The organism is Clostridium sp. CTA-6 (assembly GCF_054768115.1).
In genome coordinates this window covers 12,616-36,168 of sequence record NZ_BAAAAU010000014.1, presented here as the reverse complement: position 1 = coordinate 36,168, position 23,553 = coordinate 12,616, and the positions used below count along the sequence as shown (strand labels likewise).

The window sequence follows — 23,553 nt, the reverse complement described above, 5'->3', positions numbered from 1 at the left end:
TCTATTTATTATTTCTCTTCATCTGTAGTTTCAGAAGAGCTAAAGCTTTTATAGCATCAATTTCTACCACACTATTTTCACCTACAACTTCTGTTTCTATCCCCTCTGCAGTTTTATTAAAATCAATTATAGTATCCATATATTTATTTGTAACAACAAATGAAGCTTGATTCCCTACAAAACTCATCCCCACTACTGGAATTTCTTTTTTTCCTATTTCTTCAATAACTGTAGCAAAATCTACATGACTATTTCCCCAGCTGTCTATAGAAACTATGACACCATCAGCTCTCATAGCCTCTGCTAAGTCCGCTCCTCTTTCAGCAACAAATATCTTGTCTGAAACTACTTCTGGGGTTCCTTCCACTATAATACCTAAAAGATCTACTTCTTCATCCTTTGATACTACACTTAATAAAGGATCTCTAAAATGATGAAGAGTAGTTTCTTCAGTAGATGGACCAATTCCCATATGATCTCTCCTCCTTATAGTGTTATATTTATTTAAAATAGCAATCATAACTTTCACATTTATTAGATTTCTATAATTAACAACAATACTAAGTAACAAATAAAGAACTTATCTTTTTAAAAAGCACTAGACTTAAAAATCTAGTGCTTTCTAAAATTATTAATTTTGCTTTTTATATTTTAAACGTTATGTCTGTACTCATATGGTAACATGATTAATTCTCCAAATTCTTTCATCTTTGTCATTGCATTTAGTGAATCTTTTAATATAGCTGTTTGCATTTCTATATTATTTGGTTCTCCGGCATTAGATCCTATTGGCACATGAGCTGCTGCTATACGTGGCGCACCTTGTTGTTTTGCGATTGGTGGTAATGCAGCAACTATAATTGTAGATATTCCTACAGATTCTATTGCTCTTTGAACTATTGTTGCAGATCTATGACAAGTTCCACAACCTCCTGTTAAAAGAACTATATCTACACCTTCATCTTTAAATATTTTAGCAATAGCTGGTCCAGTTTCTTCTTTGAATTTTTGAACATTTCCACCGCCGCCCATGAATCCAATTAATACAGGGGATACGCTTCCTATAAATCCTTCCTTAGCTAATTCATGTAATCTATCTATAGGAAGCATTGCATTTACATCTTTATTGATATCACTATTATCAAATCCACCATGTGTAACCATTAATTCTGAAGATGGTGTATCACTAGGTATTATTCTATATGTGAAATCTCCAGCTGTCTTAAAAGGTTCTTGTGTTTTTATATGAATTCCTCCAGCTGTTGCAAATCCAACCTTACAATCTTTTAATGCTTTTGTAAGTGGTGTCCAAACTGGTGGTGGTGTAACCGGTGCATAAACTTCAGATTTCATTCCTTTTGCAGTTGTTAAATTCATCTTATAATCTCCTCCTGTTTATATATTTATTTTAGTACCTTAGCATAGCTGATATATATTTCTACCTGCTCATCAATTTCTAACTTCTTGTCTGTAAAAACAGATCTTAAAGGTAAATGGATAATACCCATTTTGCCTTTTAGCTCTATTTTTGCACTCATCTCTGTTATTTGTACAATTCTTCCGGTAACTAATTTAGGTGTTATCTCTACTTCCATAATTATTTCATTACTCCATCTGCTATTTTTTGATTTTCATCTATTACTTCTTGACTCCATTTACGATCTGCTGGCTCTATTTCAACTCCTGCTATTTTATTTTTAAGCATAAGAACAGCACGTTTTGCATCATCCATTGTTATTGTATTTTCACCTAGAAGTTCTGATTCAAATCCACCCTCGTCTTTATTTACTTCTATCATTGCATCCATATACTTATTACCAACAACTAGTTGTCCTTGGTAAGCTGCATAAGTTACACCTACAACATTAATTCCACGTTTTCCAATTTCCTCTATATTGTATGAAAAATCAATATGATTATTTCCAAATCCTTCTGTAGTTACTATGGCTCCATCTAACTTCATAGTATCTGTCATCGCACCTAATCTCTTAGATACAAATGCTTTTTCATCATTTACTTGAGGACTTCCTATAAATGCAACACCTACAATATCTAATTCTTCATCTGCTGCAAGTGCTTCTAAAACTGGCTCTCTAAAATAATGTCTTGTATCTTCTTTTGATGCTGGTCCTATGCAAGTAAGTGCATGTATTCCACCATCTCTTACTTCATTTACAGATAGTACAACAGGTACATTTCCAAGGTCAACATTTTGTCTTCCGCCATGTACTCCTGCTGGCTCTGTAGGCAACATTACATTATCATGCATTGCTCCTTGTCCCATTATTTCTTTAACAAGAAGTACACGTGGTCTTCCATGTCTCTTTACTTGATTAAATGTTTCTTCTTTTTCTGCTTCTCCTGCTGGAGTTTCTTTTAATACTTTTCTTATTTCTTGAATTATTACATCGCAAGCTTTATGTGCTGCATAAGGTCCTCTTCTTTCCATTCCTGTTTTATCTTGAATAATAGCGTGAACTCTTACTATAATATCATCTTGATCTGGACAACCTGGTTTTCCATAAATTATTTTTTCATCAAGATAGCCTTCGCAAGAACCAAATTCATGTACTTGAATTCCTGCCTCATCTACTCCTGTAAGTATAAATACCATGCCATTTAATATATGAGTAATTCCTTCACCTAACTGTCCTTCTACCTTTGTAGCTACTGGAATGACATCCATTATTGTATTAGAATACACATGTCTATTGTTAGGCGTAATTATATCCATTTCCAATTTCTTAACAAGAGGGTCTGCCTTAAGAGCTTCTTTGCAAAGTTCTTCTCTTATAGTTAATACACCATCTTTAAAAGAAGTTTCTTTACCAAGCTCTACCTTTTTAACGGCAAATTCTCTTTTCTTTAATGTACTAACAATTTCATCTTCTATTTTTTCAGTTATACCTTCTGATGAATTTATATTTCCACCATTAAATGCTCCCACTGGGAACTCAAGATTTACACCATTCATTTGGTCAACCGTTAAACGAACAATGCCTCCACTGCATTGGGTTACCTTATTGGCAGATATGTTTTCCACTTTATCTCCTCCATTTTGAACCTTATTATTTCCCTCTTTTACCTCTTCAACTATTCCCTCTAAAAGGTCAGCTGTAAGAGGAGTAAGACCATCAATATCTTTAAGTAACTTTGCTCCTATTACTTGTCCAATTTTTAATACATTTGATGGTATTTCTACTAATCCAGAATCCTCTAGGTCTGGTAATATATTTGGATCTTCAAGTTCTCCTGAACCAATTATTGTTCCCTTTGTAGTACGGCAACAAACAATTGCTGGATCTTTTTTGTGTTGGTTAACTGTTTCATTTGTAATAGACATATACTTCCTCCTCCTGTTATACTACTATTTTTCTCGACAAATCGAGATTATATATTGAACAAAGCATTAAACTTTGAACAAACCACAATTAAATAATTCATAAAAATTTATATTATTTTAATCTGCGAATTAATGGATGATTTACAGTACGCATTACATGATCTGTAAGATGATAAACAGGCATCTTTAATTTAGGTGCAACACACATAACTGTATTAGTACAATCACTGCAATTACTTATTAAAACAACCTCTGCACCACTCTTTTTTAGTTTAAGAATTTTCTCAGCTTGCCCTGGACAATTCCCAGGATCTTCACATTTCAAGTTTCCTTTAATCTCTACAGCTTGTTTACACTTCTCTACTCCTACTACATTAGCCCCCATATTTGTAGCTATTTCCCTTAATCTATTTTCATTACCTCCACAGGCACATACCAATAGTCCCATATTTCTAGTTTCTTTTAAAAATGGTATAGTTACTATTATTCCACCACTTGTTTTTGTAATAGGCTCATCTATTTGAGCACTACGTCCTGTAAAAGGTCCTCCAAGAATTATCTCTCCATATTCACCATCTATACCACCTGCGGCTTCTATAATTTCTCTTACAGTTGTGCCTATAGGTACATTCATAAATACTTGAGATTTTAATCCATTTTTTAATTTCCCTACTACAGTAATATTTTTACTTATAACTGGCTTTTTTAATTCTACTGCTTCAGCAATTTTAGCCAAAGTCTCTACATTAGAAACAACAGCATTAGCTTCTAATGGTAATTGACTTGTACCAAGTAATTTTCCAAGAACTTCTCTAATTATTGCTCTTTCCTCACCCATAGGATACATATCAGATAGTTCCACTATTTTAATATTGCTATCTTTTATTATATTTTTAAGTGAAGAAATAGCTTCAACATTTTTAGATTTTATTGCAAAAATCCCTTTACTAGCATTTACTGCTTCCATAGCATAGCATAAACCCTTATAAATAAGTTCTGGTTCATTAACAATTTGATTTATATTATGAGCCAATAAAGGTTCACACTCTACAGCATTAGCAATAACTACTCCGCCATTTAAATCAACATCCATTTTAATGTGAGTAGGAAATCCTGCTCCCCCCATTCCTACTATTCCAGCCTCCTGAATTAAATCCAATATATTATTGCTACTTTCTAAAGGTTTAAACTCATCTTTTTGTACTTCATCTGCTTCTATAATTATTTCATTTTCATCAATATTTTTAATTATTCCACTTACACTAGCATGTATATTGGCTCCCATACCTTCTGGAATAGCTATCAAAGTACCTTTTTCTATTCTATCCCCTAGTTTAACAACAGGTTTATTAATTTTCCCTATATGTTGTTTTAATAAAATAGAATATAATTTTTGCAAAATATGCACCCCCTTATTTCTACAGATTAATTAAATATTTATAGATTATAATTAGCTCTTAATATTTATAATTTAATAATTTATATAATCTTTTGCTCAATATATGTATAAGCAATACTTATGCCAACATATATAATTCTGTAGATTCCTATGTTTTACCCAAATATATAATAAAAGACAAAATTAATATGTTAAAAATCCAACACAATTTTACCAATATATAGTTTATATCCTTTTTTGTACCAATTGGTGTATAATGGTTAACAAAGTATATTTCATTTTTTGACACACCTGTTAACTTTTTAAAAATTTTAATTATTCATAAAATTAGCTTATATACTAAGTTTATTGCTATCATTATATGTTATAGGAGATTTCTCCACTCTTATTTTTTAATTTTTTTATTATCTTATTAATTTAAAATTAAAAATCAATTCTCATTTATCGTTAAATATTTATCATTTATTATCTGGATTGAAAAGAAAATGTTTGCACAAAAAATTATTTAAATATAAAATGATTAATATAATATATTATAAATTTATATTAGGAGATGAGAGTTTTGAATAACACTTTAAATATAATAAAAAATAAAACTTTAACTTATGAACAAAAGGTTTTATCTCTTGCTCGTGAAGCTGAAAATTCATTAGATGTACTTAACCTTCCTTCAGATATACAAAATCTAAGAAATGAAGGTATTATATGTGATTTAAATGAAGGTGATGCACCTTATAGGCCTAGATATATTTGTCCTGATTACGAGAAATTTATGAAACGGGGAAGTGAATTCCTTAACTTAAATCCTCCAAAAGATATTTGGGAAGCTACAAATAATTTACTTATTTTATATAAACATGTTCCTTCTATAACTTCTATGCCTGTTTATATAGGAAATATCGATACTCTTTTAGACCCTTTTATAGAAGATGAATTAGAAGCTTATAAAGCAATAAAATTATTTTTACTTCATATAGATAGAACTATAACAGATTCTTTTTGCCATGCTAATATAGGTCCTAATGAGACTAAAGCTGGAAGACTTATATTAAAGGCACAAAGAGAACTTCAAACTGCTATACCAAACATAACTTTAAAATATGGAAAAGAAACTTCAAAAGAATTTGCTATAGATTCTATAAATACAGCTTTAGTTACAGCTAAACCTAGTTTTGCAAATCATGAAATCTTTTCAAAGGATTTCCCTTCCTATAACTATGGAATCGCTAGTTGCTATAATGGTTTGTATATAGGTGGTGGTAGCTTTACTCTTGTAAGACTTAACCTTTATGGTGCTGCTAGAAAAGCTTCATCTGCAGAAGATTTCTTGGATAATGTTTTACCTGATGTTATGACAAAAATGAGTAGCTATATAGATAAAAGAGTAAATTTTATAGTAGAAGAAAGTAATTTTTTTGAAAGTAGCTTTTTAGTACGTGAAAATTTAATATATAAGGATAGATTTACAGCTATGTTTGGTATGTTTGGATTAGCTGAATGCGTTAATCATTTATTAAAAGCTAGTGAGTTAAAAGATAAATTTGGTCATAGTGAGAAAGCTAACGAACTAGGTATAAAAATAATAGAAAAAATGTACAATATAGTAAATAGCAACGTAAATAAACATTGCTCAGCTACAGATGGGCACTTTTTATTACATGCGCAAGTAGGTATAGAAACAGACAAAGGAACAAGTCCAGGTTGTAGAATACCTATTGGCGAAGAACCAGATTTACCTATTCATCTACTCCAAAGTGCTAAATTTCATAAATACTTTCCATCTGGTATAGGTGATATATTCCCATTTGAATCTACTGCAAAGAAAAATCCTGAATCTATATTAGATATAATAAATGGAGCTTTTAATGAAGGAATGAGATACTTCTCTCTTTACGCCTCTGATAGCGATGTAATCAGAATAACAGGTTATCTTGTTAAATTATCTGATATTAAAAAATTAGATAAAGGTGAGCAAGTTCTCCAAGACACAGTAGCTTTAGGTTTAGGGGCAGTTAAAAATTCTAGAATACTGGAAAGAAAGGTAAGAGATGATGCTTAGAGGATTAGTTAACAAAATAATACCTTTTAGTTCTGTAGATGGTCCTGGAAACAGGACCGCTATATTTTTTCAGGGATGTAATTTTGATTGTAAATATTGCCATAATCCCGAAACTATAAATACCTGTAAAGCTTGTGGAACCTGTGCCTTTGTATGTCCTTATGGTGCTGTAGAATTTTTAGGTGATTCTGTAAAATGGGATGAAAATAAGTGTAAAAACTGTGGTCTATGTCTAGAAAAATGTAAAAATAATTGTGGCCCTAGAAATAAATATATGAGTGTTGGAGAAATTATAAAAGAAATATTAAGAACAAAACCTTTTATATCCGGTATCACTGTATCTGGGGGAGAATGTACTCTCCAAAAAGATTTTTTAATAGACCTATTCGAAAAAGTTAAACTTTTGGGTCTTACTATTTTTGTAGATACTAATGGCTCTTTAGATTTTTCTAAAAATCCTAAGCTTACAGAATTAATGGATATGGCTATGGTTGATGTAAAATCCTTTGACAATGAAGAGCATAAAATGCTCACTAAAAGAGATAATGATATAGTACTTAAAAATGTTAGATATTTAGCTAGCATAGATAAACTGTACGAGATAAGAACTGTTATAGTTCCTGATCTTCTAGATAATGAAAATAACGTATTTGAAATAAGCAAAATTATAGCTTCTTTAAACCCTAATATAAGATATAAACTTATAAAATATAGACCTATGGGAGTTAGAAAAGAAAAAATAGATCCAAAAACTCCAACAGATAAATACATGGAAAATCTTAAAAACATAGCATTAAAAAATGGTTGTAAAGATATAATAATATTATAACCTTACATAGCATAAATTTATTGACAAACATTCTTTGCTAAAGTAGAATTAAATCAAATTTAGTTCAAATAATTAGAGAGGTTTTTTACTTCTTTAATTATTTGTTCTTAAAAATATACGTTACCTAACAGTGAAGATTGATCTGATCTGAAAGGAAAGTTATATAATTTAAATTGAGGTATTTAATACCTTTTATTTTGGTACTTTAACTTTCCCTTTGGGAAAGTTTTTTTATCTTGTAAAACTAATCTCTAATAAACGTTTATATTTAATATCTACTTTTATTACTAACTATCCTCAATAAAATAATTATGAAATTTATTATTTGCAATAGGAGGTATATTATGAAAAAAATAGCTGTTATTAGCGCTATCTTAGAAGATCCTAAAAACTGTCAACAAAAATTTAATGAAATAATAGCTGATTTTAAAGGTATTGTAAAAGGAAGAATGGGTATACCCTTTGAAGAAGAAGGTGTATCTGTAATCTCCATTACTGTAACTGGAACTCTAGATCAAATTAATAGTCTCACAGGTAAACTAGGGAATATAGAAAATGTATCTGTAAAAACATCTATATCAAAGAAAGAGATATAAATATGAAAAAACTACTAAAAAAAATTATTGATGAACTATATGAAAAAAATAATACCTCAAATGATAAACTTTTATATTTGCTAAACAATATTGATAAAGATAGTAAAAAATATCTAATATCTAAATCTCATGAAACTAGATTAAAATACTATGATAACAAAGTTTTTTTAAGAGGACTAATAGAATTTACAAACTATTGTAAAAACAGTTGTCTATATTGTGGTATATCCTGTAGAAATAATAATGCTGAAAGATATAGACTGTCTAAAGAAGAAATTTTGAATTGTTGCAGGAAAGGATATTCTTTAGGTTATAAAACCTTTGTACTTCAAGGTGGAGAGGATCCTTACTATACAGATGATAAAATTATCAACATTATAAAATCTATAAAAAACTTATTTCCAGACTGTGCTATAACATTATCCATGGGAGAAAAAGACTATAGCACATATAAAAAATTTTATGAGGCAGGAGCTGATAGATACTTATTAAGACATGAAACAGCATCTAAAAGTTTATACGAAGAACTTCACCCTGATATGAGTTTTGAAAATAGACGTAGATGTTTAAAAAATTTGAAAGAAATAGGCTATCAAATTGGTGCTGGTTTTATGATAGGACTTCCTAATCAAACAAATGAAGATTATGTAAATGATTTAGTGTTTTTAAAAAAGTTAAAACCTCATATGGTTGGTATAGGTCCCTTTATTCCTCATAAGGATACCGTACTTAAAGATCAACCTGCTGGTACATTAGAAGATACTACTACATTATTAGCCCTTATACGATTACTCTTACCTGATGTTTTACTACCAGCAACTACAGCTCTAGGTACAATAAATCCCATGGGCCGTGAAGAAGGCTTAAAAGCAGGTGCTAATGTAGTTATGCCAAATCTTTCTCCTACTAATGTTAGAGATAAATATATGCTATATGATAATAAAATTTGTACTGGTGATGAGGCTGCAGAGTGCAGGAAGTGCATAGAAAATAGAATTAATAATGCTGGTTTTTCTCTAGATTTAACTAGAGGAGATAATATTTTATGGAGGCGAATATAAATGTTTATAAATCATGATTATATAGAAAATTTATTAAAAGAAGCTGAAAATGCTACAAATGAAGATATAGAAAAGGTTTTAGATAAAGCCTGTAGTAACGAGAAGTTAAGTCATAAAGATATTGCTATACTTCTCCAAATAAAAGACAAAAAATTATTATCTAGAATGTTTAAAATTGCCGGAGATATAAAGAAGTCTATATACGGCAATAGAATTGTCTTATTTGCTCCTCTATATATTAGTGACTATTGTGTTAATAATTGTGTATATTGTGGTTATAAAAGCTGTAATAGCTTTGAAAGAAGAAAGTTAACCCAAGAAGAAATTAAAACTGAAGTTAAAATTCTTGAAAAAATGGGACATAAAAGATTAGCTTTAGAAGCCGGAGAAGATCCTGTAAACTGTGATATAGATTATATATTAGAAAGTATAAGAACTATATATGATACTCAAAATGAAAATGGAAATATAAGAAGAATAAACGTTAACATCGCAGCTACTACTGTTGAAAATTATAAAAAATTAAAAGCAGCTAATATAGGAACTTATATATTATTCCAAGAAACTTATCATAAACCTACTTATGAAAAAATGCACCCTAGTTGCTTAAAAGATAGCTATGAATATCATCTAACTGCATTTGATAGAGCAATGGAAGGTGGCATAGATGATGTAGGTGCTGGAGTTCTCTTTGGTTTATCTAACTATAAATTTGAAGTTTTAGGATTGATGCTTCATAATCAACATCTAGAAGAAAAATATGGCGTAGGATTCCATACTATCTCAGTCCCTAGACTAAAAAAAGCTGAAGGAATGGACCTTAAGATGTTTCCGCATTTAGTAGATGATGAAACTTTTAAACAAATAGTAGCTATACTAAGAATAGCTGTACCTTTTACTGGTATAATATTGTCCACAAGAGAAAGCGCAGAAATGAGAAAAGAAGTGATTGAATATGGTGTTTCTCAAGTAAGTGCTGGTTCTTGTGCTGGAGTTGGTGGCTACAAAGAAAGAGAAGAGGGAAAAAATACTAACCAATTTATCATCGCAGATCATAGAAGTCATCTAGATGTTTTAAAAGAATTAATTGAGGAGGGTCACATTCCAAGTTATTGTACGGGTTGCTATAGAAAAGGAAGAACTGGAGATAGATTTATGAGCCTTGCCAAATCTGGAAATATCCAATATGTATGTCAGCCTAATGCTATAATGACTTTAATGGAATTTTTATTAGATTATGGTGATGAAGAGCTAAAAGAAAAAGGTGAAAAATTAATAAAAGAAGAGATAAATAAAATAGAAAGAGAAGATATTAAAAATACAGTTATTAAAAATATAGAAAAAATAAAAAATGGTGAACGAGACTTATTTTTTTAGGAGGATTTATGAATACTACACCTAATGCCAATAGAATTCATATAACTTTTATAGGTAAAACTAATTCTGGAAAATCTTCTTTAATGAATGCAATAATAGGTCAAGATATATCTATTGTATCCTCTATAGAAGGAACCACTACTGATCCTGTAAGTAAGGCTATGGAACTTATACCTTTAGGTCCAGTTTTATTTACAGATACTGCTGGATTAGAAGATAACACTGAACTTGGCAAAATAAGAATTGAAAAAACTTTGAATACTCTTTTAAAAACAGATTTTGCTGTATATGTTATGTCTGCTGAAGATATTGATATAAATCTATATGAAAAAAGTATAAATAGATTTAAACAGCAAAATATACCTTATATAACCGTTGTAAACAAAATAGATACTGTGGATAAAAATACAATAAATGGACTAAAAAAAATAATAGAAAATCCTATATTCGTTTCCTCAGATGATATTAATAGTATCCTTAATTTAAAAGACTCAATAATAAAAAATTTAAGCAAAGCTAAAGAAAATGATACTATCATGGGCACTTTACTTCCCTATAATAGCAAAGTAGTTATGGTAATACCTATAGATTCTGAAGCTCCAAAGGGTAGACTAATATTACCACAGGTTCAATTAATAAGAGATTGTTTAGATCATGGTATAAAAAGCTATGTAGTTAGGGATACAGAATTAAAATCTGCATTAGATGATATAAAAAATATAGATTTAGTTGTAACAGATTCACAAGCTTTTAAAAAAGTAGATAAGATTGTTCCTAAAAGTATAGGCCTAACAAGCTTTTCTATTTTGTTTGCTAATTATAAAGGTGATTTGAGAACTTTTGTAGAAGGAACTAAGGCTATAAATGCTTTAAATGAAGATTCTAAAATACTTATATCAGAAAGCTGTACACATAATTATTCTCATGAAGATATAGGCAGAATTAAAATACCAAACATGATTAATTCACATGTGGATAAAAAATTAAACTATGAATTTAAAATGGGTGGAGATTTTCCACAGGATGTGGATAAATACGATTTAATAATTCATTGCGGTGCTTGTATGGTAAATAAAAAATCTATGGATTCAAAACTTAAATTATGCAAAGAAAAAAATGTACCTATTACCAACTATGGTATACTAATTTCCTATTTAACAGGTATATTAGATAGAAGTATAGAATTATTTAATATTAAATAAAACATAAGTTTACAAACACTATTAAATTTATATATATAATAAACAACTTAAATAAAAAGTTGCTGTTTAAAATAGATTTAATTTTAATATAATAAATAAAAAAAATACTAATGAACATATAAGTTTGTTTATTAGTGTTTTTTTATTTGCAGTGTTAAAATTAAATCTACTTCATTTTGAATCAATCTTATTTTTATTTAAATTTTATATATAATGTTTAAATAAAGTTTATTAAACAATTTTTAATTATAAATAATGATAATGAGCTCTAAATAATAAATTAACTTATATTTAGTATGTTATAAGATTTGAAATAAAAACGTATATGTCTTTTATTGGTATAATAATATTATTAGACATTAAAAAGGGGATGGGACATTGCTTATAGTAAGTATAATTTTAACATTAATTTTAACTGGAGTAGCTGGATGTATTGGAAAGCTAAAAGTAAAAACAGCCAAAGACTTTATAAATGCAGACAATAAATTAGGTGTATTAGGCGTAACTAGTATGCTTATGGGATCTATAATAGGTGGCGCTTCCACTGTAGGTACTGCACAGATGGCTTATAAACACGGGATTTCTGCTATATGGTTTATATTAGGTTTATGTATTGCTAGTATTTTATTGGGACTTATATATTCAAACCAAGTTGGTAAGGATAATATGACTACACTACCTGAGATCATAGGAACCACTTATGGTTTAAAAGCAAGAACTAGTTCTAGTTTATTACTTTCTTTAGGTATGTTTATTCATATAAATGGTCAAGTATTAGCTTGTACTCCTCTTTTTACATCTATATTTAATATAGATGTAAAAATAACTTCTATAATAGTAATTTTTTTATTAGTTTTTTATATAATCTTCGGAGGTTTCTGGGGAAGTACTATGGTAGGTGCTGTTAAAACTGTACTTTTATATACTACAAGTATAATATGTGGAATTATATTAATATTTTCATTAAATGGAACTACAGAAATTTTTAATCACTTTCCTAAAAATCCTTGGTTCAATATATTTAGTGATGGTATTTTTGAAGATTTAGCCTCAGGATTCTCAACAGTACTTGGAGTACTATCTACTCAGACCTACTTTCAATCTATTATGGCAGGCAAAAATCCTAAAACTTCTAAAATAAGTTCTTTTTTAGTAGCTTTTTTAATATTTCCAGTAGGCATTGTATGTACATTTATAGGAATGTACATGAGAATTCATTTTCCAAGCATAAATCCAAATGAAGCTTTTCCTCTATTTTTAATTAATTATCTTCACCCAATTTTAGGTGGAGTATCCATAGCTACAGTACTTATATCATCCATAGCTACTGGTGCCGGATTGGCCTTAGGTATAGCTACCATGATGGTAAAAGATATTATACCAACTTTATCTAATAAAAAATTAGAAGATAAAAAACAAATTTTATATTTAAGAATATGTATTTTAATAATAGGTGTTCTAACTTTGGCAATAGTTATAAATAACACTGATTCCATGATATTAAATTGGGGATTCTTATCTATGATATTTAGAGCCACACCTATTTTTATACCAGTATTATGTGCATTATTCTTTAAAAACAAGATTAATAATAAAGCAGGATTTTATTGCGTATTAGTTGGTCCACTATCAAGTATTTTATGGATAATTATTGGATTTAGTGGAATAACTTCTATATATATAGGTATTACTATGAATATAATTACTATGGCTATAGCAAGTAAAAAATTTAATTCTATGGAAAAAATATAAATTTTATTTTGTACTGTATTAAAAAACCTCTTTTGATTAAAGATAATACTATATTAATTAAAGGAGGTTCAGTATGGCTAAAAAAGGAATGAAAAGACCTTCTCAAGAGGAAAATAATAAGGGTCAAACAAAAAAAAGAAAAAACACTCCACCTTCTGTACCAGAAGTAAAATAATTTTTAGAGTATAAAGTTTTAAACTTTATACTCTTTATTTTATTATATATTAATGGTAACATATTGTAGAATATACACCTATTTTGGCATATTTCAAATTAATATTAATCCTAGGAGGATTTCGATGAAAAAAATACTAAACATATTAGCTCAAAGGCCTGACAAAACTGGAAGTGGTATGTATCTTCAAGCCCTTGTTAAAGAAGCTGATAAAAATGGTTATAAGCAAGCTGTAATAGCTGGTATATCAGCAAAGGATAAAAAGGTAACTTTTTCTTCAAAAAATCCTATTACATTTTTTCCTGTAATATTTGAAACCTCAAATTTACCCTTTCCTATTGTAGGTATGAGCGATGTAATGCCTTATGAAAGTAGAAAATATAAAGATTTATCCATAGATATGCTAAAAAAATGGGAAATTTCTTTCTCATCAGTTATAAAAAAAGCTATTGATGAATTTAATCCAGACATAATAATATGTCACCATTTATGGATTTTAACTGCTTTAGTAAAGGAGCTATATCCAAATAAAAAAATTATAGCTTTTTGTCATGGAACAGATTTAAGACAATTTGAATCCTTTAAAAATAGTACTAAACCTATTTCAAAAGAAATATTAAATTATGTAATAGCTAATTGTAATAATTTAGAAGCTGTAATAGTATCTCATAAAGATGAAGAAATGCGGGTTATAGAATCCTATAAAATAGATGAAAATAAAATATATATTGCAGGTACAGGTTTTAATCCAGATACTTTTTATATAAATGAAAATAAAATTAATTCAAATAAAATTAAAATAGTCTATGCTGGCAAACTAAGCTATTCCAAAGGAGTACCTTTTTTAATTAATTCAATTAACCTAATAAAAAAATATGTAAATAATATAGAACTTTACTTAGCTGGTTCTGGGGCTGGTGATGAAACTACAAGTATAATTAAATTATGCAAAAACAATTCTTGTAATTTTAATATAAATGTTTTAGGATCTCTTTCTCAAAAAAAATTATCTGACTTATTTAGAGAATGTAATATACTAGTACTTCCTTCTTTATATGAAGGCTTACCTTTAGTATTAATAGAAGCTATGGCCTGTGGACTAAAAATAGTTTGTACAGAACTGCCTGGTATAAAGGAATGGATGGGAGAAACAATTAACAATAGTGGGATTATAGAATATGTTCCTATGCCTAAATTAAAAAATATAGATACTATAGTACCTGAAGAAATACCTAGTTTTGAACATAATCTAGCTTCATTTATAGAAAAACAAATTAAAAATGATTTAGTAATAAATGCTAAGGTTAAAGAAGCTATAAAGAGCAAATCTTGGGCCAAGGCCTTCTCAAATATAGAAAAATTATTTTAAATTTTCTATACTATGTGTCATACTCTTACTGAAAAACATATATTTATTATAAATAAATCCAATATAAATCTAAAAATAACTTAATAAATAAAAGAGATAATATCTAAAAATCCAACATTATCTCTTTTTATTTGTATTTAATTATAATAATAAATTTTTAATGTATTATATAATTTTATATATTTTATTATCTAAATTATTAATTACTTTATTATATATATCTATATATTTATATCCTCCATTATCATACATAGCAGGACAAACATTACTCTCTTTTATAGCTTGTATTAAATCCCTTTCATCTCTTATACCATTTGGAAATACAGTAGCATATTTACCCACATTTTCTATAACATGAGCATCACTAGATCCTATACATGGAAGGCTTAACTCTGTAGCTAAGGAATAGGCTAATAAATTTTGATGAGGTTCTGTACTACCATTAAAGGCTTCTACTCCAGATAAACCTAACATTTTTGCTTCTCTTATATAATCACCCATACCTCTATTGTTATTTCTATATGGGTGTGCACTAATAGCTACTCCATTATTCTCATATACTATTCTTAATAAATCTTTAGCATGCATTTTATTCTTAGGTATATCTTTTAATCCAAATACTAATATATCGCCTTCATATGTAAGTATTTCAGCACCAACAAGTATTAAAAATCCTGTAGCTTTTGAATAAGCATGTGCTTCATCCATAATATCGCTACTTTCATGGTCTGTGATACAAACTCCATCTAATCCTATTTCTTTTGCTCTTTTCACTATTTCTTCTAAAGATATTTTGCTATCTAATGAATATTTACTTTCATGTATATGAGTATCTATTATCATAAAATCCTCCAAAGATATAATTTATCATCATTATATGATAATATCATTTTTTTAGAATCATTTGTTGATTTATTAAATAAAATTATAGTCATAACCTATACTATAAATATTTATTATTATTTTTTCACAATACAATTAATCTATAAAATTAAAAATATTTAGTAATTTTATAAAAAAAAATCATGTAACCGATTCCACCTTCTTTTAAATTTCAATGATTTTAGATAAAATATATATGTGACTTTTTTATGTTTTTTAATACTTTTAAAAAATTAGGGAAAGGCGGCCTTTTTATATGAATTTAAAAAAGTTATTTGAACTTCAAGAAAATCTAGATGAACATATAACAAAAAATCATTCTCTACAAGGTAAATCCCTATTAAGTGAAAAAATTTTAGCTCTACAGGTTGAACTAGCTGAATTAGCTAATGAAACTAGATGTTTTAAATATTGGAGTATCAAATCACCTTCAAATAAATCTACTATACTTGAAGAATATGTGGATTGTATTCATTTTATTTTAACATTAGGATTAGAGCAAAACTTTAAGGATTTAACTCTGCAACCCAAAAATTTAAACTACAGTTTAACTGAACAATTTTTAAATCTTTATATAGATATAAATGATTTTATGATCTGTTCCTCTAAAGATCACTATATTACTTTATTTGAAGATTTTCTAGACTTAGGAATTAATTTAGGATTCTCAGAAAAAGATGTAGAAGAAGCTTACTTAAAAAAGAATAATATAAATCATGACAGACAAAATAATGGTTATTAGAGGATTTAAATGGATAATAAGTAAAATGTAACTTGTTATCCATTTTTTTTATATAATAATCCCTTATATTATAGGAAATCCTACTAAAATAAAGGAGGTTTTTATATATGATGGGAATAATATATTCAATAATATCAGGCTTAGCTATGACTTTGCAAGGAGTCTTCAATACTCGTTTAGGTGACAAAATAGGTATGTGGGAAACCAATACCTTTGTCCAAGGAACTGGATTTATAATAACTATTATAATTTGGATGTTGGCTGGTGATGGTAATTTTAAAGATATAAAAAATGCTAATAAGCTATATTTATTAGGAGGAGCTTTAGGAGTTATTATTATTTATACAGTAATGAAAGGCATTGGATCTTTAGGTCCTACCTGTGCTATAGGTATAATATTAGTATCCCAACTTACCTCTGCAGGAATAATAGATGCCTTTGGATTTTTTGATTCCCAAGTTATAAAATTTACTGCTAATAAACTTATAGGAGTTATAGTAATGTTAATTGGTATAATCATATTTAAATGTAAAGGTTAACATTTTATATACTATAAAAAAAAATTATAATTGTTATAACTTATATAAATAACATCTATTCAATTGTTTATCATCCCTAACTACAATAAACAATCTATAGCAATGATTTATTTACTTTTACTTTAATATTACAAATTGTTATAATAAATATAATATTATATCAATTTGGGAGGTAACTAAATGGATTTTAAACAAATAGAAGCTTTTATAAGTGTAGCTAAATATAAAAGTTTCTCTAAAGCAGCTAATTCAGTATTTCTATCACAACCTGCTATAAGTTCTCATATAGCTACTTTAGAAAAAGAACTTAGTGTACAACTTTTCGATAGAACATCTAAAGAAGTTTTATTAACCCCTGCTGGCAACTCCTTCTTAAAATATGCACTAGAAATTTTAAATGCTAGAGATAAAGCTGTATGTTGTTTATCTAATTTTAATAACACTGTCTGTGGAAAGCTAACTCTAACTGCTAGTAGTACCCCTTGTAACACTATAATACCAGATTTAGTTAAAGGTTTTGAAAATAAATTTCCAGATGTATCCTTTAATGTATTAGAACAAAGTTCTGGAGAAGTACTAGATAATTTATTAAACTTTAACTCGGAAATTGGTATTATTGGAGATTTAATAAGTGATGATAAAATTAAAACTTACAAACTAGTAGAAGATAATTTGGTTTTAATATCCAATCCTAGCTTAAACATTCCTGACGAAATAGATGCAGAATCCATATCAAAATATAAATTTGTACTTAGAAAAAAATCTTCTGCCACAAGAAAAACCTTTGAAAATAACTTAAAAAAATCTGGTATTGACCCATCAACTCTAGAAGTTTGTTGTGAAGTTAATAATTTGGATACAATTTTTCAATTTGTAAAGACTGGTGTAGGCGTATCTGTTATTTCTGAAAAGGTTTATAATGGTTACTTAGGATTAAATTCTATAAAGAAAAGCAAAATAACAAACCTAAATTTAAAAAGAAGCTTATATTTAGCAATCTGTTCTAAAAGAACCCTTACCCCTACAGCTAAAGCATTTTTCGATTTTTGCTTAGATTATTTTGATATACATAAAAGTAATCAGTAATATTAACATAAATATAATTTAATATAGGAACAATTTTAGGGTATCTTTACTATAATATATATGTAAGCATTTTAATAGGAGTTTTATATGTTTTCTTTTAAAAATAAAATTGAGGAAACTTTAAAAATAGCAATTAAAAATAACTACTATAAAAATTATAGAGTCCTTATTATTTGTACAAACCTTCAAAAGGATATAGAAAAAAAAGTTAAATTATACAAAGGTAGAATACTAAAATCCATAGCTTTATGTAATTGTGTTTGTGCTTATGTATCCTCTAGGGCTATTGAACGACTTTTAGAATATCCTCAAGTAATATATATATGTTTAGATCCTTATGCTTATATATGTGGAAATAGCGTATGTGCTTCTAATAATGTAACTATATCGGAAAGATACTCTCTTACAGGACAAAATATTGGAATAGGTGTTGTAGATACAGGTGTCTATCCCCACACAGATTTGATTAATCCTACTAATAGAATAAAAAGCTTTTTAGACTTAATAAATAACTATAATTATCCCTATGATGACAACGGACATGGTACCTTTATATCTGGTGTTATAGCCGGAAATGGCTCCTTATCTGATGGACTTTATAAGGGCATTGCTCCTAAAAGCCATCTATGTGTAGTTAAAGCTTTTAATAAATTAGGCAAAGGATTTGTATCTAACATATTGTTTGGAATTGAAAACTTAATAAATATAAAGGAAGAATTTAATATAAAAATTATTTGTCTTCCATTTGAAGTTCCTTCTATTAATCATAATATATTAGATTTATTTTCTAAAATTTTTAACATAGCTTTAAATAATAACATAATAATTATAGTACCTTCTGGCCATAATGGAAATAATGAAGGTTCTATACAAGGTATTGCAACTTTAAAATCTTGTATAACCGTGGGCGGAATAGACACTACACCCTTAGAAAAAAAACCATATATTTATTCCTCTTCTGGACCTTTTTCGAATATAGAAAAACCTGATTTAGCTGCTGCAGCCGTTAACATATGTTCATTAAATTCTAATACAAATTATATTTCTGAAAAAAGAGGTAGAAAAATATATCCTAAACCTCTTGAAGAAGCTTATACTAATTTTACTGGTACTTCTTGTGCCGCTGCATATATAAGCGGAGTATGCAGTTTATTATTTGAAAATAATCAAGAACTTCTATTTAAAGATATACTATCCCTAATGAAAGTATCTTGTTCTCTTTTACCTTTTTCTAAATGGATTCAGGGTGCTGGAATCATAGATATAAATAAGCTCTTACCTTAAAATATATAATAAAAAAAGAGCTTATGCTCTTTTTTTATACATTTTCTAATGCAAATTTTATAAAAGTTTTTAATAATGTAGATAAAAACTTATCTTTATGATATATAAGTATAAGTTTTCTCTTTATTTCGAACTCTTTTAACTTTGTCCATGATAATGTATTATTATTTATTTCATTTTTTATACATCTTTTGGATATACATGATATACCTAATCCGGCTTCAACAGCCTTCTTAATAGCCTCCGTATTTCCTAATTCAAAAGCTATGTTATAATTTACATTATTAGCTGTCATATAACTTTCAAAAACTTCTCTTGTACCACTTCCCATTTCTCTCATTATTATTTTTTCTTTATCTATTTCATCTATACTTATCTCATCTTTATTACTCCAAGGATGTTCTGGACTGGTTATAAAAACTAATTCATCATTACAAAAGTTTTCTTTTATAATTTCCTCATTATATACAGGCCCCTCAACAAATGCAAAATCAATACTGTTTTCTAATATCATATCACTTATCAATTTAGTATTCTCTATGGCTATAGATGTGTCTATACCTTTATACTCTTTTGTGAATTTACCTATTATATCTGGTAAAATATATATTCCAATAGTGGTACTAGCTCCTATTTTAAGCTTTCCTGTTTTTAAACTATTAATATCCTTAAGACTTCTTATGGAATCATCATACATATTTAAAATTCTTCTTACATAATTTAAAAAAATCTCGCCCTCATTTGTTAAATATAATCTTCTGTTTATTCTATCAAATAATTTGACCTCTAATTCATTTTCTAATTCTAGTATAGTTTGACTAACTGCTGGCTGACTTATATATAACTTTTCTGCTACTTCTGTCATATTAAGCTTTTCTGCTACTTCATAAAATATTCTAAGCTTTCTTTCATTCATAAAATCACCTTAATTTATACCTTTAATTTTAGTAACCTCTATTCATATTAACGATACTTTTTAATTCCATGCCTTCTTTATATCTTTTTAGGTTTTCATATATTATATCAAATCTTCTAATATTTCTTTTTTCTGAAATCCATGAGTTATGAGGAGTTATTATAACATTTTCTAATGCCCAAATAGGGTTATCTTTAAGTAAAGGCTCCTCTTCAAACACATCTAATGCTGCTCCTTTTATTTTCTCTAGTTTTAAATTTTCTATAAGCCTTTTTTCATCTACAATAGTTCCTCTTGATATATTTATAAATAATGCTCCATCCTTCATACTACTTAATACATTTTCATCTACTAAATTTTCTGTTTCTTTAGTATAAGGTATACTTACTATTACAACATCACATTTTGAAACCATTTCTTTTATATTATCTTTAGGATAGCACTTATTAAAATACTCTACATCTCTTCCTTTTGTATTAACTCCTAATATATTAACATTAAAGGCTGAAAATCTTTTAGCTGCTTCTTTTGCAATACTTCCAGTGCCTATAAATCCTATAGTTTTTCCCCATAACTCTAGTAGACTAGTATCTAGTTTCCAAATCTTATTTTGTTGTTTTTTATAGAATTCTTTACTATTTTTTAAAAGTTCCAATGTCTTTAAAACAATCCATTCTGCTATTGGTATAGAATATCCTCCATTATTATTAGTAACTATAATATTATTTTTTAAAACAACATCCTTAGGTACTTGATCTACACCTGTGCTTGAAAGTTGTATCCATTTTAAGTTTTTCATAAGAGATATATCTAAGGTATTAAAAGGATTATAACAAACCAAAACTTCTATATCTTTAAGCTGATCTTTATATTGTATTTCTTTTTCGTTTATTATAGTTATATCATAACCTAGATTTTCTATTTTTTTCATGTTTTCTTTACCATAATTATAAGTAAATAATGCTTTTATGCTCATTACTATCCTTCTCCCTCTTTTACTTTTAATAATTTAAAGTTAATTTTGATTTTATCATTAATATATTGAAAATTCAATCAAATCAATATTTATATTTACTCTATGTAAATTAATGTTATATACTTTTTTCAACTTATACTTTTTTATCTCTCTTTTTTAGATTTGTTTTAAATAGAATTTTAAAAAGAGTATTTAGTGCTTATTCACTAAATACTCCCATATTTCTAAATTTATTATATCTTTTATCTAGAAGTATATCCAAAGGATATTCTTTTAATATTTCTATTTCATTTATAATATTTTCTTTTAAGGTTTCTGCCATTTTATCTAAATTCTTATGAGCTCCACCTGCTGGTTCCTTTATAATTTTATCTATTATATTAAATTCTTTTAAATCCTCTGCTGTAATTTTCATCACTTCTGCGGCCTCTTTTGCTTTAGATGCATCCTTCCATAATATACTTGCAAAGCCTTCTGGTGATAATATAGAATATATAGAGTTCTCTAGCATTATTACTCTATCTGCTACTCCTAAGGCTAAAGCACCACCACTTCCACCTTCCCCTATAACTATAGATAAGGTTACAGTCTTTAATCTTGACATTTCTAATAGGTTTCTTGCTATAGCTTCTCCTTGCCCTCTCTCTTCTGCATCTATGCCACAGAAAGCTCCTGGTGTATCTATAAAACATACAATTGGCCTTTTAAACTTTTCTGCTTGTTTCATTATTCTTAAAGCTTTTCTATAACCTTCTGGCTTAGGCATACCAAAATTTCTTTTTATATTGTCTTTTATATTTTTACCCTTTTGCTGAGCAATTATAGTTACACTTTTATTGTTTAATAGCCCTATACCACATACTATAGATTGGTCATCACTAAAGGATCTGTCTCCATGTAATTCTATAAAATCATCAAATATAGTATTTATATAATCTAATGCTGTAGGTCTTTCTTTTAATCTAGCTAATGTTACCCTTTGCCAAGCATTTTTAGAAGCATATTTTTTTACATTATGAATCAATTTTTTATCTTCCATATTTATATCTCCAATCTAAGTTAAGAAATAATATTAATGTATAATCTTAAAAAGAATTTTGATGCATATTAATAAGCTTTGCTAAAACTTTTCTTAAATCAGACCTTGGGACTATTTTATCAATAAAACCATGCTCTAATAAAAATTCAGATTTCTGAAAGTCCTCTGGTAACTTTTCATTTATGGTTTGTTCTATTACCCTCTTACCAGCAAATCCTATTAACGCATCTGGTTCAGCAAGTATTATATCTCCAAGCATAGCAAAACTAGCTGTAACCCCTCCTGTAGTTGGATCTGTTAGTACACATACATACAATAACCTTTCTTCATCTAATTTTGCTAATGCAGCACTTACTTTAGCCATCTGCATTAAAGATAATATTCCTTCCTGCATTCTTGCCCCACCAGATACAGTAAATATTATAACTGGCAATTTTAACTCTATAGCTCTTTCTATAGCTCTAGTTATTTTCTCTCCTACAACAGATCCCATACTTCCCATCATGAATTTACTATCCATTATACATACTACAACTTCCATACCAGCTATCTTACCTTTTCCTGTGGTAACAGCTTCACTTAAATTTGTTTTTTCTTTTATATGTTCTATTTTTTCATTGTAGCCTTTAAATTCTAATGGATTTTCTGTTTTAACTTTATAATCCCACTCTTTAAAGGTATCTTTATCAAATAAATATTTTATTCTTTCCTCGGCGCCTATTCTAAAATGATTTCCACATAAATTACATACCATATAATTTTTTTCTAAATCATTTTGGTATAATATCTCTCCACATTTATTACATTTAACCCACATTCCATCTGGAATAGTAGGAGTATTTTCTCTTTTATAATTTTCTATATTTTTTTGACTTACAGTTATATATTTTGTTTTTCTAAATAAATTTTTTAACATATACTTCCCCC

22 protein-coding genes are annotated in these 23,553 nt (G+C 28.0%); 12 read left to right on the top strand and 10 right to left on the bottom strand.

Going from position 1 to position 23,553, the window contains the following annotated elements; all coding sequences use genetic code 11:
* Position 1 precedes the first annotated feature (1 nt).
* The 5 genes from ACYUDJ_RS19285 to prdC form a co-directional block, all read right to left on the bottom strand.
* Entirely contained in the window at positions 2-472 is a 471-nt protein-coding gene (locus tag ACYUDJ_RS19285; protein WP_043032625.1) for a glycine/sarcosine/betaine reductase component B subunit, read from the bottom strand.
* A gap of 179 nt (positions 473-651) precedes the next feature.
* Entirely contained in the window at positions 652-1,377 is a 726-nt protein-coding gene (gene prdB, locus ACYUDJ_RS19280; RefSeq protein ID WP_003488163.1) for a D-proline reductase (dithiol) protein PrdB, read from the bottom strand.
* A gap of 26 nt (positions 1,378-1,403) precedes the next feature.
* Positions 1,404-1,595 carry a CBO2463/CBO2479 domain-containing protein gene (locus ACYUDJ_RS19275; RefSeq protein WP_043032626.1) on the bottom strand — a complete coding sequence of 64 codons (192 nt, stop codon included), beginning with the start codon at positions 1,593-1,595 and terminating at the stop codon, positions 1,404-1,406.
* A 2-nt stretch (positions 1,596-1,597) separates the two neighbouring features.
* Positions 1,598-3,343, bottom strand: a complete 1,746-nt coding sequence (gene prdA / locus ACYUDJ_RS19270; RefSeq protein WP_043032627.1) for a D-proline reductase (dithiol) proprotein PrdA — start codon at positions 3,341-3,343, stop codon at positions 1,598-1,600.
* Between the two features lie 112 nt (positions 3,344-3,455).
* Positions 3,456-4,742, bottom strand: coding sequence for a proline reductase-associated electron transfer protein PrdC (gene prdC, locus ACYUDJ_RS19265; RefSeq protein WP_042386023.1), 1,287 nt, complete (start codon positions 4,740-4,742; stop codon positions 3,456-3,458).
* Positions 4,743-5,304: 562 nt separating this feature from the next.
* On the opposite strand from prdC, the gene ACYUDJ_RS19260 reads away from it, so the two are divergent.
* From ACYUDJ_RS19260 to ACYUDJ_RS19225, 8 genes are all read left to right on the top strand, one after another.
* Positions 5,305-6,801 (top strand): YjjI family glycine radical enzyme, encoded by a 1,497-nt coding sequence (locus tag ACYUDJ_RS19260; RefSeq protein WP_043032628.1) that lies wholly within the window; start codon positions 5,305-5,307, stop codon positions 6,799-6,801.
* Complete coding sequence (locus tag ACYUDJ_RS19255) at positions 6,794-7,630, top strand: YjjW family glycine radical enzyme activase (protein ID WP_043032645.1); 837 nt, start codon at positions 6,794-6,796, stop codon at positions 7,628-7,630. Before ACYUDJ_RS19260 ends, ACYUDJ_RS19255 begins: the two co-directional genes overlap by 8 nt.
* A 344-nt stretch (positions 7,631-7,974) precedes the next feature.
* Positions 7,975-8,226, top strand: coding sequence for a TM1266 family iron-only hydrogenase system putative regulator (locus tag ACYUDJ_RS19250; protein ID WP_003488151.1), 252 nt, complete (start codon positions 7,975-7,977; stop codon positions 8,224-8,226).
* A 2-nt stretch (positions 8,227-8,228) separates the two neighbouring features.
* On the top strand, positions 8,229-9,287 hold the full coding sequence (gene hydE / locus ACYUDJ_RS19245) for a [FeFe] hydrogenase H-cluster radical SAM maturase HydE (RefSeq protein ID WP_043032629.1): 1,059 nt from the start codon (positions 8,229-8,231) through the stop codon (positions 9,285-9,287).
* Positions 9,288-10,664, top strand: coding sequence for a [FeFe] hydrogenase H-cluster radical SAM maturase HydG (gene hydG, locus ACYUDJ_RS19240; protein WP_043032630.1), 1,377 nt, complete (start codon positions 9,288-9,290; stop codon positions 10,662-10,664).
* Positions 10,665-10,672: 8 nt separating this feature from the next.
* The gene (hydF, locus tag ACYUDJ_RS19235) at positions 10,673-11,866 is read left to right on the top strand and encodes a [FeFe] hydrogenase H-cluster maturation GTPase HydF (RefSeq protein ID WP_043032631.1); all 1,194 of its coding nucleotides are present in this window, start codon (positions 10,673-10,675) and stop codon (positions 11,864-11,866) included.
* Positions 11,867-12,244: 378 nt separating this feature from the next.
* Positions 12,245-13,618 (top strand): sodium:solute symporter family protein, encoded by a 1,374-nt coding sequence (locus ACYUDJ_RS19230; protein WP_043032632.1) that lies wholly within the window; start codon positions 12,245-12,247, stop codon positions 13,616-13,618.
* Positions 13,619-13,917: 299 nt separating this feature from the next.
* Complete coding sequence (locus ACYUDJ_RS19225; protein WP_043032633.1) at positions 13,918-15,162, top strand: glycosyltransferase family 4 protein; 1,245 nt, start codon at positions 13,918-13,920, stop codon at positions 15,160-15,162.
* A gap of 165 nt (positions 15,163-15,327) precedes the next feature.
* Here the strand turns inward: ACYUDJ_RS19225 and ACYUDJ_RS19220 are convergent, their stop codons facing one another.
* Complete coding sequence (locus tag ACYUDJ_RS19220) at positions 15,328-16,005, bottom strand: PHP-associated domain-containing protein (RefSeq protein ID WP_003488140.1); 678 nt, start codon at positions 16,003-16,005, stop codon at positions 15,328-15,330.
* Positions 16,006-16,300: 295 nt separating this feature from the next.
* Between ACYUDJ_RS19220 and ACYUDJ_RS19215 the strand changes: the two genes are divergently transcribed.
* The 4 genes from ACYUDJ_RS19215 to ACYUDJ_RS19200 all read left to right on the top strand — a co-directional run bounded on the left by ACYUDJ_RS19215 (position 16,301) and on the right by ACYUDJ_RS19200 (position 19,695).
* Positions 16,301-16,786 (top strand): dUTP diphosphatase, encoded by a 486-nt coding sequence (locus ACYUDJ_RS19215; RefSeq protein ID WP_003488138.1) that lies wholly within the window; start codon positions 16,301-16,303, stop codon positions 16,784-16,786.
* Positions 16,787-16,893: 107 nt separating this feature from the next.
* On the top strand, positions 16,894-17,325 hold the full coding sequence (locus ACYUDJ_RS19210; RefSeq protein WP_003488136.1) for a DMT family transporter: 432 nt from the start codon (positions 16,894-16,896) through the stop codon (positions 17,323-17,325).
* 180 nt (positions 17,326-17,505) lie between these two features.
* Complete coding sequence (locus ACYUDJ_RS19205; RefSeq protein WP_003488134.1) at positions 17,506-18,411, top strand: selenium metabolism-associated LysR family transcriptional regulator; 906 nt, start codon at positions 17,506-17,508, stop codon at positions 18,409-18,411.
* Positions 18,412-18,498: 87 nt separating this feature from the next.
* Positions 18,499-19,695 carry a S8 family serine peptidase gene (locus ACYUDJ_RS19200; RefSeq protein WP_460289932.1) on the top strand — a complete coding sequence of 399 codons (1,197 nt, stop codon included), beginning with the start codon at positions 18,499-18,501 and terminating at the stop codon, positions 19,693-19,695.
* A 34-nt stretch (positions 19,696-19,729) separates the two neighbouring features.
* On the opposite strand, the gene ACYUDJ_RS19195 is transcribed toward ACYUDJ_RS19200, so the two are convergent.
* The 4 genes from ACYUDJ_RS19195 to accD form a co-directional block, all read right to left on the bottom strand.
* On the bottom strand, positions 19,730-20,611 hold the full coding sequence (locus tag ACYUDJ_RS19195) for a LysR family transcriptional regulator (RefSeq protein ID WP_003488130.1): 882 nt from the start codon (positions 20,609-20,611) through the stop codon (positions 19,730-19,732).
* 28 nt (positions 20,612-20,639) lie between these two features.
* Positions 20,640-21,587: a phosphoglycerate dehydrogenase gene (locus ACYUDJ_RS19190; RefSeq protein WP_003488128.1), complete on the bottom strand. Its 948-nt coding sequence runs from the start codon at positions 21,585-21,587 to the stop codon at positions 20,640-20,642.
* Between the two features lie 199 nt (positions 21,588-21,786).
* On the bottom strand, positions 21,787-22,626 hold the full coding sequence (locus ACYUDJ_RS19185; protein WP_003488126.1) for an acetyl-CoA carboxylase carboxyltransferase subunit alpha: 840 nt from the start codon (positions 22,624-22,626) through the stop codon (positions 21,787-21,789).
* A gap of 46 nt (positions 22,627-22,672) precedes the next feature.
* Positions 22,673-23,542: an acetyl-CoA carboxylase, carboxyltransferase subunit beta gene (gene accD / locus ACYUDJ_RS19180; protein WP_043032635.1), complete on the bottom strand. Its 870-nt coding sequence runs from the start codon at positions 23,540-23,542 to the stop codon at positions 22,673-22,675.
* Between the last annotated feature and the right edge of the window lie 11 nt (positions 23,543-23,553).